18 protein-coding genes are annotated in these 16,345 nt (G+C 63.8%); 13 read left to right on the forward strand and 5 right to left on the reverse strand.

Annotation, left to right across the window (positions count from 1 at the left end):
• Positions 1-15 precede the first annotated feature (15 nt).
• Complete coding sequence (locus V1479_RS14765) at positions 16-1,329, forward strand: ABC transporter substrate-binding protein (RefSeq protein ID WP_368803581.1); 1,314 nt, start codon at positions 16-18, stop codon at positions 1,327-1,329.
• Positions 1,330-1,490: 161 nt separating this feature from the next.
• Positions 1,491-2,327, forward strand: coding sequence for an ABC transporter ATP-binding protein (locus V1479_RS14770; RefSeq protein WP_368803582.1), 837 nt, complete (start codon positions 1,491-1,493; stop codon positions 2,325-2,327).
• A 12-nt stretch (positions 2,328-2,339) separates the two neighbouring features.
• Here the strand turns inward: V1479_RS14770 and V1479_RS14775 are convergent, their stop codons facing one another.
• The gene (locus V1479_RS14775) at positions 2,340-2,798 is read right to left on the reverse strand and encodes a hypothetical protein (protein WP_368803583.1); all 459 of its coding nucleotides are present in this window, start codon (positions 2,796-2,798) and stop codon (positions 2,340-2,342) included.
• A 333-nt stretch (positions 2,799-3,131) separates the two neighbouring features.
• Positions 3,132-3,602 (reverse strand): redox-sensitive transcriptional activator SoxR, encoded by a 471-nt coding sequence (soxR, locus tag V1479_RS14780; RefSeq protein ID WP_368803584.1) that lies wholly within the window; start codon positions 3,600-3,602, stop codon positions 3,132-3,134.
• A 74-nt stretch (positions 3,603-3,676) separates the two neighbouring features.
• On the opposite strand from soxR, the gene V1479_RS14785 reads away from it, so the two are divergent.
• From V1479_RS14785 to V1479_RS14835, 11 genes are all read left to right on the forward strand, one after another.
• Positions 3,677-4,111 (forward strand): YybH family protein, encoded by a 435-nt coding sequence (locus tag V1479_RS14785; RefSeq protein WP_368803585.1) that lies wholly within the window; start codon positions 3,677-3,679, stop codon positions 4,109-4,111.
• 3 nt (positions 4,112-4,114) lie between these two features.
• On the forward strand, positions 4,115-4,657 hold the full coding sequence (locus V1479_RS14790) for an NADPH-dependent FMN reductase (protein ID WP_368803586.1): 543 nt from the start codon (positions 4,115-4,117) through the stop codon (positions 4,655-4,657).
• Positions 4,654-5,871: an MFS transporter gene (locus tag V1479_RS14795; protein WP_368803587.1), complete on the forward strand. Its 1,218-nt coding sequence runs from the start codon at positions 4,654-4,656 to the stop codon at positions 5,869-5,871. Before V1479_RS14790 ends, V1479_RS14795 begins: the two co-directional genes overlap by 4 nt.
• A gap of 82 nt (positions 5,872-5,953) precedes the next feature.
• Positions 5,954-6,181, forward strand: a complete 228-nt coding sequence (locus V1479_RS14800; protein WP_173193331.1) for an aa3-type cytochrome c oxidase subunit IV — start codon at positions 5,954-5,956, stop codon at positions 6,179-6,181.
• Positions 6,182-6,271: 90 nt separating this feature from the next.
• Positions 6,272-7,540: a Re/Si-specific NAD(P)(+) transhydrogenase subunit alpha gene (locus V1479_RS14805; protein ID WP_368803588.1), complete on the forward strand. Its 1,269-nt coding sequence runs from the start codon at positions 6,272-6,274 to the stop codon at positions 7,538-7,540.
• On the forward strand, positions 7,540-7,962 hold the full coding sequence (locus V1479_RS14810) for an NAD(P) transhydrogenase subunit alpha part 2 (protein ID WP_368803589.1): 423 nt from the start codon (positions 7,540-7,542) through the stop codon (positions 7,960-7,962). Before V1479_RS14805 ends, V1479_RS14810 begins: the two co-directional genes overlap by 1 nt.
• A gap of 10 nt (positions 7,963-7,972) precedes the next feature.
• Entirely contained in the window at positions 7,973-9,370 is a 1,398-nt protein-coding gene (locus tag V1479_RS14815) for an NAD(P)(+) transhydrogenase (Re/Si-specific) subunit beta (protein WP_368803590.1), read from the forward strand.
• Between the two features lie 246 nt (positions 9,371-9,616).
• Positions 9,617-10,744 carry an extracellular solute-binding protein gene (locus V1479_RS14820; protein ID WP_173193323.1) on the forward strand — a complete coding sequence of 376 codons (1,128 nt, stop codon included), beginning with the start codon at positions 9,617-9,619 and terminating at the stop codon, positions 10,742-10,744.
• A gap of 91 nt (positions 10,745-10,835) precedes the next feature.
• The gene (locus V1479_RS14825; RefSeq protein WP_368803591.1) at positions 10,836-11,903 is read left to right on the forward strand and encodes an ABC transporter ATP-binding protein; all 1,068 of its coding nucleotides are present in this window, start codon (positions 10,836-10,838) and stop codon (positions 11,901-11,903) included.
• Positions 11,896-12,777, forward strand: coding sequence for an ABC transporter permease (locus V1479_RS14830; protein ID WP_173193321.1), 882 nt, complete (start codon positions 11,896-11,898; stop codon positions 12,775-12,777). Before V1479_RS14825 ends, V1479_RS14830 begins: the two co-directional genes overlap by 8 nt.
• Entirely contained in the window at positions 12,774-13,580 is an 807-nt protein-coding gene (locus V1479_RS14835; RefSeq protein ID WP_368803592.1) for an ABC transporter permease, read from the forward strand. The genes V1479_RS14830 and V1479_RS14835 overlap by 4 nt, the downstream gene beginning before the upstream one ends.
• Positions 13,581-13,586: 6 nt before the next feature.
• Here V1479_RS14835 and V1479_RS14840 read toward each other — a convergent pair whose 3' ends face one another.
• Genes V1479_RS14840 through V1479_RS14850 form a run of 3 tightly spaced genes read right to left on the reverse strand, consistent with a single transcriptional unit; the run spans position 13,587 to position 16,296 of the window.
• Complete coding sequence (locus tag V1479_RS14840) at positions 13,587-14,216, reverse strand: LysE family translocator (RefSeq protein WP_173193317.1); 630 nt, start codon at positions 14,214-14,216, stop codon at positions 13,587-13,589.
• A gap of 2 nt (positions 14,217-14,218) precedes the next feature.
• Positions 14,219-15,652, reverse strand: coding sequence for an MFS transporter (locus V1479_RS14845; RefSeq protein ID WP_368803593.1), 1,434 nt, complete (start codon positions 15,650-15,652; stop codon positions 14,219-14,221).
• Positions 15,649-16,296, reverse strand: a complete 648-nt coding sequence (locus V1479_RS14850; protein ID WP_368803594.1) for a helix-turn-helix transcriptional regulator — start codon at positions 16,294-16,296, stop codon at positions 15,649-15,651. Before V1479_RS14850 ends, V1479_RS14845 begins: the two co-directional genes overlap by 4 nt.
• Between the last annotated feature and the right edge of the window lie 49 nt (positions 16,297-16,345).

Here is a 16,345-nt window from a genome sequence, read left to right on the forward strand (position 1 = left end):
TCGAAGGAGGAGAGAATGAAGAAACTGATCGCAAACGTACTGCTTTCGGCCACGATATTGGCAGGGCTTTCCCTGTCGGCCGTGGCTCAGGATACGCTTAAACTGCCGAACATGTCGTACCGCACGGGACCGTTCGCGGCGACCGGCACGCCGCACCAGAACGGTCAGCTCGACTACATGACCATGCTCAACGAGCGCGATGGCGGCATCAACGGCGTCAAGATCGCGTTCGACGAGTGCGAAACCGGCTACAATACGGAAAAGGGCGTCGAGTGCTACGAACGCCTGAAGTCCGAGGGTGCCCTTGTCACCCAGCCCTGGTCGACGGGTATCACGCTGCAGGTGCTGCCGCGCACGAATGTCGACAAGATCCCGATGTTCGGTCCGAGCTACGGCTTCTCTGCCATGCAGGACGGCAAGACCTTCAAATGGGCCTTCAATGCGCCGACGTCCTACTGGGACGGCGCCTCGATGATCATGACGGCGCTCGGTGATGGTGACGTCGCCAATCTGAACGGCAAGAAGATCGCGTTCCTGCACCTCGACCATCCCTACGGCAAGGAGCCGATTCCGTTGTTCGAGAAGCTGGCGGCGGAACACGGCTTCACCTTCCTGCCGATTCCCGTCGGCCTGACGGAGATGCAGAACCAGTCGGCGCAGTGGCTGCAGATCCGCCGCGAACGTCCCGACTACGTCATCATGTGGGGCTGGGGCGCGATGAATGCCGGCGCCGTTACCGAAGCGGTCAAGACGCGCTATCCGATGGATCAGTTCGTCAGCGTCTGGTGGGGCGCGCACAACCCGGACCTCAAGCTCGTTGGAGCCGACGGCAAGGGCTATAGGGCGCTGAGCTGGAATTTCACCGATTCCGAGGCGCCGGTCATGCAGGACATCAAGAAGCACGTCGTGGATGCCGGAAAATCGCAGATCGACCAGGCCGGCGGCGAGTTCGACAGCATGGCCTATCAGCGTGGTGTGCTGATGTCGGTCATTCTGGCGGAAGCGGTCCGCGTGGCGCAGGACCATGCCGGCACGCCGAACATCAATCAGGAACAGGTCCGCTGGGGGCTCGAAAACCTGAACATGGATGAAGCTCGCCTCGCCGAACTCGGTGTCGAGGGCATGATGGGACCGCTCAAGACCACCTGCGCCAACCATACCGGCAATGCCGGCGCATGGATGGTTCAGTGGGACGGCGAGAAGTTCGAGAAGGTTTCCGAACTGCTATCAGCCGACCGGGCGCTCATCGACCCGCTGGTCGAGGAAGAAGCGGCGAAATATGCGGCTGCCAACGCGCCATGGCCGACCAACGAAGAGTGCTCGATGTAGCATCAGCCTTCCTCTCCCCGTCCGCGGGGAGAGGGTGCCGGCAGACAGGCGAGGGGCTGCGCCGGCACCCCTTAATCAACCCCGAAGGAACCACCCCTCGCGCGGTCCTTCGGAATTGCCTGGCTTAGCCGGGCAAGCGAACGATCCGCGCCGGAGCTTTCATGACCGCGTCTCACGCTTCTGAACCGCAACCTGCCGATACCATCCTTGCGGTCAACAACATCGAGGTGATCTACGATCACGTCATCCTGGTGCTGAAGGGTGTGTCGCTGAGCGTTCCGCGCGGCGGCATCACGGCGCTGCTCGGTGCAAACGGTGCGGGCAAGACCACCACGCTGAAAGCCATCTCCAACCTGCTGCGAGCGGAGCGTGGCGAGGTGACGAAGGGCAATATCGTCTTCGAGGGCGAGCAGGTTCAGGCATTGTCGCCCAACGAACTGGTACGACGCGGCTGCATCCAGGTGATGGAAGGCCGGCATTGCTTCGGCCACCTGTCGATCGAGGACAATTTGCTGACCGGCGCGTTCACGAGACGAGACGGTAATGCCGCGATCCGCGAGGATCTCGACCTCGTCTACCAGTATTTCCCGCGACTGAAGGTCCGGCGTCAGAGCCAGGCGGGGTACACCTCAGGCGGCGAGCAGCAAATGACCGCCATCGGACGCGCGCTCATGAGCCGCCCGAAGATGATCCTGCTCGACGAACCGTCGATGGGGCTGGCACCCCAGCTCGTCGAGGAAATCTTCGAGATCGTGAAAAAGCTCAACGAGGAGCAGGGCGTTTCCTTCCTGCTTGCCGAGCAGAACACGAACATCGCACTTCGCTATGCGAAATACGGATACATTCTGGAGTCCGGCCGCATCGTGCTCGATGGAGAGGCTCAGGCGCTTCGCGAGAACGAGGACGTGAAGGAGTTCTATCTCGGCGTCGGCGGCGAAGGCCGGCGGTCGTTCAAGGACGTCAAGCATTACAAGCGGCGCAAGCGCTGGCTCGCCTAAGCGTTCCGTCCACTACCAGCTATAACGATAGCGTGCGCTGACGCGCCCGGCGCGGTTCCGTGTGCCCGGATTCTCGACACTGGCGACAAGCCGGATCGATTTGCGCAGTTCCTGTTCGAGAGCAATACTGGTCTGCCAGCTTTCGCCGTCCGTGCGCGAAGCGCGTGCCGTAACCGCGGTCCGTGTCGCCGGCGAAGAAAGCTTCACGCTCTGACTGGCCCGCAGCCGCGTGTTGCGGTTGCTGGCGGCTTCCTTAAAAACGCTTACATTCTGCCGGAGTTCGGTATCCAGTGTGTGCAACCGGCGGGTGACGCTATTGTCCAGCGAGACGCTGCGCTTGCCGGAACGACCGTCGATGCGGGCTTTCAGATGCGTTGCCCGTTTTACCCGCGGCTTGCTTTGTTCGGCGAGCCTAAGGTCTGCCCAAAGCGATACAGGATCGCCGAAGACTGCCGGGTCCGGGCCGCGCATCCTCACATCGGCGCCGACGCTGGCCTCGGGGACATGCGGTAGGGAACTACCCACCCGCGCCGAATAGGATGTATCGGACTGCTTCGAAAATTCCCAGATCAGCGGACGATCGCCCGCGTCTGCGGTCAGTGAGAGGGACGGCCACATAAGGCATGCGAGGATTGCCGCCGCGAGATGGGTACGGATTTTCATCGGAATAATTGGTACTGGCGATAACGGATTGTTTCATTCGGTTACAATCACGTAAATTAGCAGGCACCCGCATGCCAATCACGATTGTGCGGCGCGGCAAATCTTCCATCGCCTGTTGCATTTCGCCCACGGTGGTGCCGCTCAGTCTTCGAGCAGCCGCGCGCCCGGACCCTCGTGGCCGAGTTCGTCGTAGGGATTGCGCAACGGGCACTCGCGCACCGAAAGGCAACCGCAGCCGATGCAGCCGGTGAGGCGGTCGCGCAACTGCGTCAGTTTCAGGATGCGTTCGTTGAGTTCTTCGCGCCAGCCCTCCGACAGGCGCTTCCAGTCGTCCACCGTCGGTGTTCGCTCGTTGGGCAAGGCGGCCAGCGCCTGCTTGATGGAAGCCAGCGGTATGCCGGTGCGCTGGGCGATCTTGATGACGGCGACACGGCGCAACACCTCGCGCGGGTAGCGTCGCTGGTTGCCCTGGCTCCGCCAGCTTCGAATAAGCCCCTGCCTCTCGTAGAAATGCAGCGCCGACACCGCCACGCCGCTGCGTGCTGCCACCTCGCCGACGCTCAAATCGCGCGGAAAGGGGCGGGGCTTCGGTGTTTTTTCCTCGGTCGGCATATTTGTGATTGACCTCAACTATTGTTGAGGTTGTAGCAGAGAGGCCGTTCCATTGCAAACCAAGGAGAGAGACGATGGCGACGGCAATCCAGAAATATGTCCACGAGCCCAGCCTGGAGCTTAAGGCCGCAGCGCATGCGCTGGTGAATGCGATGCAGGAGGCCTTCAACGCAAAGGACGCGACGGCGCTGGCGCATAATCTTGCCAACGACGCGTCGTGGACAAACGCGCTCGGGGTGCGGGTGCGAGGCCGGCAGGAAATCGAAAAGCTGGCGCGCGCCATGATGACGCGCAACCGGAGCAATTTTGCGCGCTATGAGATCATTGACGTGGTGCCCGTGCGCACCGATGTCGGCGTGGTCAATCTATTACAGGTGCCGACGGATGCCAGCGGCCGCGAGCTGCCCGAGCCAGGCGCGACGCCGATCTACGTCATCGCTCGCGAAGCAGACGGTTGGAAGATCGTCGCCGGCCAGAACACGCTGATCCTCAGCCCGGAAGGAGCCTGACCGATGACGGAGAGGACAAAACTCGCGATCATCTACGGCAGCACGCGTGAGGGCAGGCTGTGCGATGCCGTGGTTGCCTGGGCCGCAAAGCAGATCGAGGCCGATGGACGCTACGATATCATCAGGATCGATCCGGCCAGGGCCGAGACATATGACGCGGTCGGCAAGCAGCTCAGCGCTGCCGATGCGTTTCTGGTGGTGACGCCGGAATACAACCATTCATTTCCGGCGCCGCTGAAGGCGCTGGTCGATTCCTACGGCGTGGAGTGGCACGCAAAGCCTGTCGCTTTCGTCTCATATGGCGGCATTTCCGGCGGTCTGCGGGCCGTGGAGCATCTGCGCGGCGTCTTTGCCGAGCTTCACACCGTGGGCATTCGCGACACAGTCAGTTTCGCGGGCGCATGGAAACGCTTTGGCCCCGACGGAATGCTGCGGGAGCCAGCGGATGCCGAGCGCTCGATGGCAACGCTGCTTTCGCGCCTTCACTGGTGGGCGGAGGCGCTGTCCAAGGCCCGCAACGAAATGCAGTTCGGAGAGGCGGCATGAACGCGATCAGCAAGATTGGGAACGTGGCGGCGGCAGCGGTTCCTGCACCTTCCGCGCCCGGCCGGGCGGCTCAGGCCACGTTGGTGCTGGTAGGTTCGCTCGTGGTGATGGCGACTGCGGTCGTCGCACCCGCACTGCCCGCAATCGAGGCGCATTTCGCCGGGCAGCCCGGCGCGGCCTATCTCGTGCGGCTGATCGTAACGCTGCCGGCTCTTGTAATCGCGATAGCCGCACCGCTCGCCGGCTACGTTCTCGACAGGCTCGAACGGTGGCCTGTCGTATTCTGGTCGCTTGTCGCCTTCGTCGTCTTCGGTGCTGCCGGCTCGACCGCCGACAGTCTCGAGGTGTTGCTCGCGACCCGCGCCGGGCTCGGCCTGTCGGTGGCGTTCCTCATGGCGGGATTTACGTCGCTGATCGGCGACATGTTCGAGCCGCAGGCGCGGGGCGCGATCATGAGCCGACAGGTCGGCGCAAACTCGATGGTCGCACTCAGCATGATCCTCATGGCCGGGGTGTTTGCCGAGATGGATTGGCGTGGTGCATTCCTGATCTACCTTGCTGCCGCGCCGCTGGTGCTGGCCTTCTGGCTGTTCGTTCCAAACCGTCCCCGCTTGGATACGCAGGCGGCCGGCGCCATGCCGGGCAGTGAGCCGGCCAACATGAGCGTCGTGATGGCCGTCTACGCGCTCGCGCTGCTTTGCCCGCTCCTCTACATGATCCTGCCCACCCAGTCGCCCTTCCTGATCGCGGAGGCTTACAACGGCACGCCGACGACGATCGCGCTGGCCTTCGGCGCCTCGACGCTGGGCGTCCTGCCGGGATCGCTCGCGTTCGGACGCCTGCGGCAGCGGCTGTCGCCCTGGGTGCTGTTCGGCACCGGCTTCGCGATCATGGGGCTCGGTATGCTGCTGCAGGGGATTGCGCCCAACCTCGGGCTGCTCGTGGCCGCGATGGTCTTCTCCGGCGTCGGCTTCGGTCTGGTGATGCCGAACCTGAGCACCACATTGCTGGCGGCTGCACCGGCGCATTTGAGAGGGCGGCTATCGGGAGGCCTGGTGTCGAGCATCTTTCTCGGCCAGTTTCTGTCGCCGGTGGCAAGCCAGCCCGTCGTCGACGCCTATGGCTATCCGCCGACCTTTCTGCTGGGCGGGCTGCTGCTTTGCCTCGTTGCTGTTGTCGCTTTCGTCAGCGCGGTGGCGTGGCGGTCCGCATAGGGTGCCGCGACATTCCTCCCATTGCCCTCGAGCGCTGATTTAGGTATCAGCGCTCGATAGCATTTCCGGAGGGATTCCTGCGATGGCAGACAACACACCGACCGGTCCGGTCGAAATGGGCGCCGAGATGGACTATTCCGAGCACGAGAAGACTTATTCTCTGTTCCTCGGCATCACGAAATACGTGTCGCTCCTCACGGTCGCGCTTCTCATCGCGATGGCATTCGGCTTCTTCACGAGCGCCGGCTTCTTCTCAGCCACGATCCTCTTTATCCTGATCAGCGCCGTCGGCGCATTCCTGCTGCGCTAGTCGCGCAACAGCTGTCGGGGGTTGCTTTCGGCAGTTCCGCGGGGGACTGTCGCGTGTCGGGGATGAGGTTCCAACCGAAAGGATTTGCCGGTGGGACAGACGATATTCGTGCCGAAAGAGGTTGACGCAACGGAAGCGAGGGTTGCGGCATCGCCGGATACAGTGAAACGGCTGTCCGGGCTAGGCTTTAGCGTCGTCGTCGAAAAGGACGCCGGGGCAGGCTCGCGCATACCCGATGCCGATTTCGTTGCTGCCGGTGGTTCCATCGGCAAGTCTTCGGATGCGGGCAAGGCCGACGTGGTGCTCAAGGTGCGCCGACCGACTGAGGCTGAGCTGAAGAGCTACAAATCGGGCGCGGTCGTGCTCGCTTCGATGGACCCCTATGGCAACGATGCGGCTGTCGCGGCGATGGCCAAAGCCGGTATCTCCGCTTTTGCCATGGAATTCATGCCACGCATCACGCGTGCGCAATCGATGGACGTGTTGTCCTCGCAGGCGAACCTCGCCGGCTATCAGGCCGTCATCGACGCGGCTGCGGAATATGACCGCGCGCTGCCGATGATGATGACCGCTGCCGGCACGGTGCCCGCTGCCAAGATCTTCGTCATGGGCGTTGGTGTGGCCGGTTTGCAGGCGATCGCGACTGCGAGGCGTCTCGGTGGCGTGGTGACGGCGACCGACGTGCGGCCAGCCGCCAAGGAGCAGGTCGCATCGCTTGGCGCGAAGTTCCTCGCCGTCGAGGACGACGAGTTCAAGGCTGCGGAGACCGCCGGCGGCTACGCCAAGGAAATGTCGAAGGAATATCAGGCCAAGCAGGCCGCGTTGACCGCCGACCACATCGCTAAGCAGGACATCGTCATCACCACTGCGCTGATCCCCGGCCGTCCCGCGCCGAAGCTGATCTCGGCGGCGATGGTTGCCTCGATGAAGCCGGGTTCCGTGATCGTCGACCTTGCGGTCGAGCGCGGTGGCAACGTCGAGGGCTCAGTGCCGGGCAAGGTCGTCACGACCGCCAACGGCGTCAAGATCATCGGTCATTTGAACGTGCCCGGCCGTGTCGCAGCATCGTCGTCGCTGCTCTACGCCAAGAACCTCTTCGCTTTCCTCGAGACGATGATCGACAAGGAAAAGAAGGCGGTGGTCGTCAACCCAGATGACGAACTGGTCAAGGCAACGCTGCTGACGCATGGCGGCAAGGTGGTGCACTCGAACTTCGCCAAGGCGGAAGCGGCAGGGGCCGAAGCGCCTGCCACGGCAGCAGCGCCAGCGAAAAAGGCAGCAGCGCCCAAGAAGGCTGCTGCGCCCCGCAAGGCTCCAGCCCGCAAACCCGCGGCACCCAAAACCAAGGGAGGTGCGTGATGGAACAGAACGGTACTCTGGAACGCGCCATCGAGCAGCTCGAGCAGGCTGCCGCCGCCGTGCGCCTGGCCTTTCAGGACGAGAAGGCAGCGCAGGCAGCCGACGCGATCGCAGCCGGCGCCCACGCGGCAACCGGCGTCGACCCCTTCATCTTCCGCTTCGCGATCTTCGTGCTGGCGATCTTCGTCGGCTACTACGTCGTCTGGTCGGTGACGCCGGCGCTGCACACGCCGCTGATGGCCGTAACCAACGCGATCTCCTCCGTCATCATCGTGGGCGCGCTGCTGGCCGTCGGCATTTCGGTTTCGGGCGCGGCGATGGGCTTCGGCTTCATCGCCGTCATCCTTGCGTCGGTGAACATCTTCGGCGGCTTCCTCGTCACCCAGCGCATGCTGGCGATGTACAAGAAAAAAGAGAAGTGAGGCCTGACAGATGAGCGAAAATCTCGCCTCCTTCCTCTACCTCATCTCCGGTGTGCTGTTCATCATGGCGCTGCGCGGCCTGTCGCACCCGACGACGAGCCGCCAGGGCAATGTCTACGGCATGATCGGCATGACCATTGCCGTGCTCACGACGCTGGCGCTTGCGATTCCGTCGCCATCCGGGTTCGCGCTGATCCTCGCCGGTCTTGCGATCGGCGGCGGCGCCGGCGCGGTGATCGCACGCCGCATTCCCATGACCTCGATGCCGCAGCTCGTTGCTGCCTTTCACTCGCTGGTCGGTCTCGCGGCGGTTCTCGTCGCGGCTGCCGCCGTTTATGCGCCGGAAAGCTTCGGTATCGGCATGGTCGGAGCTATCCACACGCAGGCCATCATCGAGATGAGCTTGGGCGTTGCCATCGGCGCCGTCACCTTCACCGGCTCGGTCATCGCCTTCCTGAAGCTTGACGGCCGTATGTCGGGCAAGCCGATCCTCCTGCCCATGCGCCACGTGATCAACGCCGCTATCGGCATCGCGCTGGTGGTGCTGGTCATCATGATGGTGACCACGCAGTCGACGACGGTGTTCTGGCTGATCGTGCTTCTGTCGCTGCTGCTCGGCATACTGCTGATCATCCCGATCGGCGGGGCCGACATGCCGGTCGTCGTGTCGATGCTGAATTCCTATTCGGGCTGGGCCGCCGCAGCTCTCGGCTTCACGCTCGGCAATCTCGCGCTCATCATCACCGGCGCGCTGGTCGGCTCCTCGGGCGCGATCCTTAGCTACATCATGTGCAAGGGCATGAACCGCTCGTTCATCTCCGTCATCCTCGGCGGTTTCGGCGGCGAGACGGCCGCGGCAGCCGACGACGGCATCGAACGCACGGTGAAGCAGGGTTCGGCCGATGACGCCGCCTATCTGATGATGAACGCGCAGAAAGTCATCATCGTGCCGGGGTACGGCATGGCGGTTGCGCAGGCCCAGCACGCGCTGCGTGAGATGGCCGACAAGCTCAAGGCCGCCGGCGTCGAGGTGAAATACGCGATTCATCCGGTCGCTGGTCGCATGCCTGGCCACATGAACGTGCTGCTGGCCGAAGCCAATGTGCCCTATGACGAGGTGTTCGAGCTGGAGGACATCAACTCCGAGTTCGCCCAGGCCGATGTCGCCTATGTCATCGGCGCCAACGACGTGACCAACCCGTCGGCGCGCGACGACAAGTCGAGCCCGATCTATGGCATGCCGATCCTCGACGTGGACAAGGCGCGCACGTGCCTGTTCGTCAAGCGCTCGCTGGGGTCCGGCTACGCCGGCATCGACAACACGCTGTTCTACAAGGACGGCACGATGATGCTGCTGGGCGATGCCAAGAAGATGACCGAAGAGATCGTCAAGGCGATGGACCACTAGGCCCACGTTGCTTTGTGAATATGAAAAACCCGGCGGAAGCGCCGGGTTTTTTGTCACTTCCCAATCCAATTTGCCGCATCGGCTCTTTGCTAGGCCGGAAACTCGTCGCTGAAGATACCGCGGCATCCCATTAGCCGGCTGGCCGGTGCGGCCCTTAGCCTATCGAGTCAATTGCAGGATCGTCATCGAACTGTATCATAGCGAAAATAAACGCGTGCAATACGCAACCTGACAGGGAGAACTTTCATGGCAATGTTCCAAAGACGCACGCTACTCAAGGGCGCCGCAAGCGTGGCGGGGCTTTCGCTCGCAGCCCCCTTCGTGTCCCGCAAGGGCTTCGCGCAAGGGTCATCCGGCTCGGTCAACGTCTTTGCCTGGGCAGGCTACCTCAACGACGAGATGCTGGCCGCGTTCGAGAAGTCCACCGGCATCAAGGCCAACTACACGCCCTACGGCACCAATGACGAGCTGCTGAACCAGCTCCGCGCCAACAACGGCGCCGGCTTCGACATCATCTGGCCGACGGTTGACCGCGTTCCGAACTATGTCGAATTCGAGCTGATCCAGCCGCTCGACGAGGCGAAAATCGAAGTCGCAAAGTGCCTGCCGAGCGCCTGGGAGAACTCCGCCAAGTTCGGCGCGGTGGTCGACGGCAAGCGTTATCAGGTGCCGACCGACTGGGGCACGGAGGCGCTCGCCTTCGACAAGGAACAGGCTCCGCTGGAATACGGCACCGCATCCTACGGCGACATCTGGAAAGAAGAGATGGCAGGCAAGGCCACCGTGCGTGGCCATTCCAGCCTCGTCGGCCTCGGTCTCTGGCTCGAAGCGGAAGGCAAGCTGCCGCGCCCGCTGCTCGACGCCTTTGCCAGCCCGGAAGCTCAGGTCGAAATCTTCGACGTGATCCTCGCCGAGGCGATCGCGCGCAAGGGCAACATCGTGCAGTTCTGGTCGAACGAAAACGAGGCGCAGGGCGCGTTCCGCGTCAATGGCGCGGCGATCGGCCAGACCTGGGATTCGACCGGTGCGGCACTTGCCAAGGAAGGCCTGCCGGTCGGTTTCATCGCGCCGAAGGAAGGCGCACTGGCGTGGATGGAAGGCGTCTCGATCCCTTCAGGCGCGGAAAACATCGACCAGGCCTATGCCTTCATCAACTGGTTCCTGACGCCGGAAGCAGGCGCGATGTACTCCAACGCCACGTCGATCAACTCGACCGCAGTGGGCGCTGCCGACCTGCTTTCCGACGAAGCCAAGGCGTTCTTCGCCGCAGCCTATCCGGGCGACGCGCTCGACAAGCTGTGGTGGTGGCCGATCCAGGAGAGCTGGTACGTCACCAAACGCAACGAATATCAGGACCGCTTCCTCTCGGCCTGATCCATTATTCGGGAGCCGCCGACTGGCGGCTCCCGATGCACCGGCGCCCGTGCGCGGCATGGCTGGAATACCGGATTGAAGAAGGGGCGGCATGTCGCATTCGGTTGAACTTCACGACATCGGCATGACCTTTGGCACGACGCGGGCCGTGGGCGGCGTCTCGTTTACGGTGGAGAGTGGCGAGTTCTTTTCCATCCTCGGGCCCTCGGGATGCGGCAAGACCACCATCCTGCGGATGATAGCCGGCTTCCTGAACCCGACCGAGGGCCGGATCGTCATCGGCGGGCGCGACATGGCGGGGCTTGGCCCGGACCAGCGGCCGACGGCGATGATCTTTCAGTCGCTGGCACTGTTTCCGCTTATGCCGGTCTGGGAAAACATCGCCTTCGGGCTGGAAGCGCGGGGGGCCTCAAAGGCCGAGCGGCGCAAGCGGGCCGACGAACTGCTGACACTGATCGCGCTGGAAGGCTACGGCGACCGCATGCCGGGCGAGCTTTCCGGCGGCCAGCGCCAGCGCGTGGCGATTGCCCGCGCGCTTGCCGTGGAGCCGCAGGTGCTGCTGCTCGACGAGCCGCTGTCGGCGCTGGACCTGAAGCTGCGCCAGCACATGCGCGCCGAGCTGCGCGCGCTACAGAAGCGCACCGGCGTCACCTTCATCTACATCACGCACGACCAGTCCGAGGCGCTTGCGATGTCCGACCGCATCGCGGTGATGAGTGCCGGCGTGCTGCAACAGGTGGGCGCGCCGCGCGAACTCTACGACAACCCGGCGACGCCGTTCGTGGCGGCCTTCGTCGGCGAAACCAATGCTTTTTCCGGCAAGATCGCGGCGATTGAAGCGGGTATCGCGTCCATCGAAACGAAGCTCGGCGTCATGCGCGGCCGGGCAGGGCCGGACGTAGCGCAGGGACATGCCGCTCGGCTCTACGTGCGGCCGGAGGCGCTCACGACAGGCAAGGGCGGCGACAACACGTTGAATGCCACCGTGGAGCGGATCGATTTCGAGGGCGCGTTCGCGCTCGCCCATGGCCGCCTCGACGACGGGTCGGAACTCGTCGCCTCGATCTCCAGCACAGATCTTTCGAGCGCGCCTGCCATCGGCTCTCGCGCCTCCTTCGCGTTCGACCAGCGCCATGCCGTGGTGCTTGCCGATGGGTGAGCTCTACAAGCGCTTCGGCGGCGGGCTTGCCACCACCTTCCTGGCCCTGGTGCTGTTGTGGATTGCGGGCATGGTGCTCGCGCCCAACATCATGATGGTCGACTACGCATTGCGACCGAACCTGCCGCCTTCCCAGATCGGCGGACCGAACGACGTCTATTCGCTCGACAACGTGCTTTATCTCGCCAACGAGGCAGTCCACCGCTCGATCTTCTTCAAGACGATCTGGGCGAGCGCCTTCGTGGCGTTCGCGACATTCGTGGTCTGCTATCCGCTCGCCTTCTGGCTGGCGCAGCACGCGACGCCCAGCCAGACGGCCATCGCGCTCCTTGCTCTGACGATCCCGTTCTGGATCAACGAGGTGCTGCGCACGCTCGCCTGGTACATCCTGCTCGCCTTCCGCGGGCCGCTCAATGCGCTGCTGCTCGGTGTCGGCGTCATCGACGAGCCGATGCGATATTACGGCAATGGCGGCGTGCTGGCGGGCATGATCTACGCCTACATCCTGTTCATGCTGTTTCCGATCTACAACGCGATCGAAAGCCTTGAAAAGGCGCAGATCGAGGCGGCGCGTGACCTCGGCGCATCGACCTGGCGCATTCACTGGCGCGTGGTGATGCCTCATGCCAAGGCCGGCATCGCCACCGGCTGCGTCTTCACCTTCATGCTCGCAGCCGGCTCCTATGTCGCGCCGGCGCTGCTCGGTGCGCCGGGCAGCCGCTGGTTCACCGAAATCATCTACAACTGGTTCTTCGAGGGCGGCGACTGGAACCGCGGTGCCGCCTATGCGCTGGTGCTGCTCGTGCTTTGCCTGGCGGTGGTGCTGGTGACGCTGAAGCTGGCGCGCGTGAACCTGACGGACGTCGCGAAATGAGCGCCGCCGACCGCATCTCGCGTGCTCTGTTCGGCTTCTATCTCGTCGCGTTCTTTGTCTATCTGTTCGCGCCGCTGGCGATCATGGGGGCTGCGACCTTCAATTCGAGCCGCTTTCCGACGGTGACACCATGGCAGGGCACAACCCTGCAATGGTTCTCCGAACTCTGGTCCGACAGCGCGATGTGGCAGTCGGTCTGGACGTCCATCGTGGTCGCGTTCTTCGTGGTGCTGATCGCGCTGCCGGTCGGTACGGCTGCGGCGCTGATGCTGACCAGCCTGCATGCGCGGGCACGCGGTTTCCTCTACGCCGTGATGGTCTCGCCGCTGCTCACGCCCGGCGTCGTCATCGGCATCGCCACGCTGGTCCTGTGGCGCCAGCTTGGCGTCGGGGGCGGCGTGTTCCTCATCGTCGTCGCGCAGGCGAGCTTCATCATCTGCTACGTCATGCTGATGGTCGCCGCGCGCCTGCAGCGCTTCGACCGCACGCAGGAGGAGGCGGCACTCGGCCTTGGAGCGTCGAAATTCATGGTGTTCCGGCGCATCCTGTTGCCGTTCCTCAAGCCGGCACTGATCGCGGCAGCCTTCCTCGCCGTGCTCCAGTCGGTCGAGAACTACAACACGACGCTGTTCGTGCGCGGGTTCGACACGCCGCTGACCGTGTTCATCGCCACCAAGGTGCGGACCGGACTGACGCCAGCCGTCAACGCGCTGGCGCTTATCATGATCGCGATCACGGTTCTGGGCGCCGTCGCCTACGAGATCGCGCGGCGCAGGCAGGCGAGGGCGGGCAAAGCGGCGTAGGGTGTTCTAGCGCCGCGCTTCGATAGCCATGCTGACGGCGAGGCCGGCCAGGACGGTTCCCATGAACCAGCGCTGGAGCGCCAGCCAGAACGGGTGCCTCATCAGGAAGAGCGCGATGCCGCCTGCGGCGATGGCGATCATCGCGTTGACCACGAAGCTGATCGCGATCTGCATGAAGCCGAGGGTGAGGGCCTGCGTGAGCACGTTGCCTGCAGGATCGATGAACTGCGGCAGAAGCGACATGTAAAGCACGGCCGCCTTGGGGTTCAGGAGATTGGTAAACAGTCCCATCAGGAACAGCTTGCGCGGGCTGTCCTTCGGCAACTCGCGCACCTGAAACGGCGAGCGCCCGCCGGGCCGCACGGCCTGCCACGCAAGCCACAGCAGATAGGCCGCGCCTGCAAAGCGAAGCAAATCGTAGGCAAAGGGCACCGCCATCACCAGCGCGGTTATGCCGAAGACGGCGGCGAGCATGTAGAAGACGAAACCGAGCGCCACGCCGCCCAGCGAGATCAGGCCGGCGACGGCACCCTGGCTGATAGACCGGGATATCAGGTAGATCATGTTGGGGCCGGGCGTCAGCACCATGCCGAGCGCGATGAGGGCGAAAGCGATCAGGTTTGTCGTCTCGGGCATGGCTATTCCATCGTGGTGCGCTTGCGCTCGCCGTTCATCAGCCGTAGCGCCGCGACGGAACCCAGCACGCCGAAGGGCAGGAATGCAAGGAACAGCCATTGGGCCACGCTTGCAGCTGTTTCACCCGAAAGACCTTCGGAGAATCCAGCCGCATTGGCCACGATGCCGGCCAGCGCGGCACCGGTGGCGTAGCCGATCCTCTGCATGGTCGGCACGGCCGAAGAGGTGACGGTTCGTTCCTCCTCACGCGCGGAAGAAACGATGAGACGGGTGACGAACGGCCAGGCAATGCCGAAGCCACCGCCCTGCAGCACCGCACAGGCGAGTATCAACGGTATCGATCCGCTGGGAACCGCGAAGACGAAGCCGGCCATGCCGCCGAAAATCATCAGCGCGCCGGCAAGAATGATCGCGCGCTCGTGCTGCGGCTGTGCCTTGGCGACGAGGATGGACATGACCGACCAGGCAATCGATTCCGCCGCGATGATGTATCCGGTGGTCAGAATCGATATGCCATGCAGGCTGGTAAGGATCAGCGGGCCGTAGATCGAGAAGGTGATGGTGCCGGCCGACAATGCCGCCATCATGACGATGCCGTTGCCGACCTGCGTGCGCATGTCGAGCGGCCGTGTCGGGAACAGTCGCGAGCGCGGCTTTCTGGCGTCGAGAAGGAAGAACGCGGCAAGGCCGACTGCGCCGACCGCAAGCAGGATGACGGCGCTGGCGAGGTCGGTGCGGATGCCCGCGAGGGCGATCGCCATGATCGCGGCCGCCATCACCAGCAGCGGCAACCAGGGGAAGGGCGGCACGCCTTCGGGGCTGGCCTTGCGCTGTGTGGCCTGCGGCCCGCGCAGCACTCCGAGGCTGACCAGCGCCATGCCGGCTCCGGCGATGGCAAACGCGCCGAACGCCCACCGCCACGAGGCGGTTTCGGCAAAAAGCGCGCCGACCAAGGGGCCGCCGAAGGCCGACACGCCCCAGACCACCGAGATGATGGCGAAGAGCTGCGGCCAGATCAGGCGCGGGAACAGTCTTTCGATCGACACATACGACAGCGACACCAGCGCGCCGCCGCCAAAACCCTCAAGTAGCCGGCCGGCGAGAAACCAGTGCATGTCGGGCGCGCTAGCACAGAGCGCGGCGCCGGCCGCATAGAGCAGGGCGGCGGCCACCATGTTGGTGCGCAGCGCCATGTAGCTGACCAGCCGCCCGGCCGCGGCCCCTGCGGTGATGGAGCCAATCTCATAGATCGACAGCGACCAGCCGACGAGTTCGACACCGGATATGTCGGAGATCATGCTCGGCATGATGGTGGCGATCATCGTCTCGTTGGAGGCATGCAGGACGATGCCGAGCGAGATGAAGCAGAAGCGGCCAAGGTCACCGCTCGCCCACAGGTCACGCCAGTCAGGACGCTGCTCTTGCGTGTGGCTCATGCCGCGAACTCCTTCGCCGGTACGATACGGTAGGTGCACCGGCGACTGCCGGACAGAAGGTGCTCGCCGCGTTCGACCTCGACGTCGGGCCCCAACGCTGCCGCGAAGACATCGAGTTCGGACCGGCAGAAGTTCTGGCAGGTTCGCGCTGCCGCGCAGATCGGGCAGTGATTTTCCACGAGCAGCAGCGCGCCATCGTCGAGCTTGACGGTTTCGGCCATGTACCCTTCCTCGCTGCGAAGCCGGGTAAGGCATTCGACCCGCGCGGCGAACTCATCAATCCCGGCAAGCGCGGTGCGGTAGCGGGCCAGTGTCTGGCGCTCACGTTCACCGATCAGGCGGTCGAGACCGTCGTTACCGAAGACAGCGCGGATCGAGGCGATCATTTCCACGGTCAGCGCTGCGTGAGCGTCTGGAAAGCGGGCCTGCGCCTTCTCGGTCAGTTGCCAGTAACGTCGTGGGCGGCCGACTGACCCCGCCTCGTCGAAATGCTGTACGAGCCGTTCATCAAGCAAACCGGTGAGTTGCTTACGGGTGCCCGGTACAGTGATGCCGAGATGGCGTGCCAGCGTTTCGGTGGTCTGCGGTCCCCGGAACTTGAGGAAGCGCAGGATCCGATCCGCGCTGGTAGCTGGCGTCTGCATGCTGACCTCAATATAAAAACCAAAAGGTTTCTATATTGATTTTGCCGGC

This window comes from Neoaquamicrobium sediminum, assembly GCF_040970315.1.
GTDB classification, from domain to species: Bacteria; Pseudomonadota; Alphaproteobacteria; order Rhizobiales; family Rhizobiaceae; genus Aerobium; species Aerobium sediminum.

Excerpts from the sequence above, each read along its gene's own strand:
- V1479_RS14830 (WP_173193321.1), top strand. The coding sequence starts at position 11,896 with ATGGGTGAGCTCTACAAGCGCTTCGGCGGCGGGCTTGCCACCACCTTC.
- V1479_RS14845 (WP_368803593.1), bottom strand. The coding sequence starts at position 15,652 with ATGAGCCACACGCAAGAGCAGCGTCCTGACTGGCGTGACCTGTGGGCG.
- V1479_RS14820 (WP_173193323.1), top strand. The coding sequence starts at position 9,617 with ATGGCAATGTTCCAAAGACGCACGCTACTCAAGGGCGCCGCAAGCGTG.
- V1479_RS14840 (WP_173193317.1), bottom strand. The coding sequence starts at position 14,216 with ATGCCCGAGACGACAAACCTGATCGCTTTCGCCCTCATCGCGCTCGGC.
- V1479_RS14835 (WP_368803592.1), top strand. The coding sequence starts at position 12,774 with ATGAGCGCCGCCGACCGCATCTCGCGTGCTCTGTTCGGCTTCTATCTC.
- V1479_RS14785 (WP_368803585.1), top strand. The coding sequence starts at position 3,677 with ATGGCGACGGCAATCCAGAAATATGTCCACGAGCCCAGCCTGGAGCTT.
- V1479_RS14795 (WP_368803587.1), top strand. The coding sequence starts at position 4,654 with ATGAACGCGATCAGCAAGATTGGGAACGTGGCGGCGGCAGCGGTTCCT.
- V1479_RS14800 (WP_173193331.1), top strand. The coding sequence starts at position 5,954 with ATGGCAGACAACACACCGACCGGTCCGGTCGAAATGGGCGCCGAGATG.
- V1479_RS14770 (WP_368803582.1), top strand. The coding sequence starts at position 1,491 with ATGACCGCGTCTCACGCTTCTGAACCGCAACCTGCCGATACCATCCTT.
- soxR (WP_368803584.1), bottom strand. The coding sequence starts at position 3,602 with ATGCCGACCGAGGAAAAAACACCGAAGCCCCGCCCCTTTCCGCGCGAT.
- V1479_RS14790 (WP_368803586.1), top strand. The coding sequence starts at position 4,115 with ATGACGGAGAGGACAAAACTCGCGATCATCTACGGCAGCACGCGTGAG.
- V1479_RS14765 (WP_368803581.1), top strand. The coding sequence starts at position 16 with ATGAAGAAACTGATCGCAAACGTACTGCTTTCGGCCACGATATTGGCA.
- V1479_RS14850 (WP_368803594.1), bottom strand. The coding sequence starts at position 16,296 with ATGCAGACGCCAGCTACCAGCGCGGATCGGATCCTGCGCTTCCTCAAG.
- V1479_RS14810 (WP_368803589.1), top strand. The coding sequence starts at position 7,540 with ATGGAACAGAACGGTACTCTGGAACGCGCCATCGAGCAGCTCGAGCAG.
- V1479_RS14825 (WP_368803591.1), top strand. The coding sequence starts at position 10,836 with ATGTCGCATTCGGTTGAACTTCACGACATCGGCATGACCTTTGGCACG.
- V1479_RS14775 (WP_368803583.1), bottom strand. The coding sequence starts at position 2,798 with ATGCGCGGCCCGGACCCGGCAGTCTTCGGCGATCCTGTATCGCTTTGG.
- V1479_RS14815 (WP_368803590.1), top strand. The coding sequence starts at position 7,973 with ATGAGCGAAAATCTCGCCTCCTTCCTCTACCTCATCTCCGGTGTGCTG.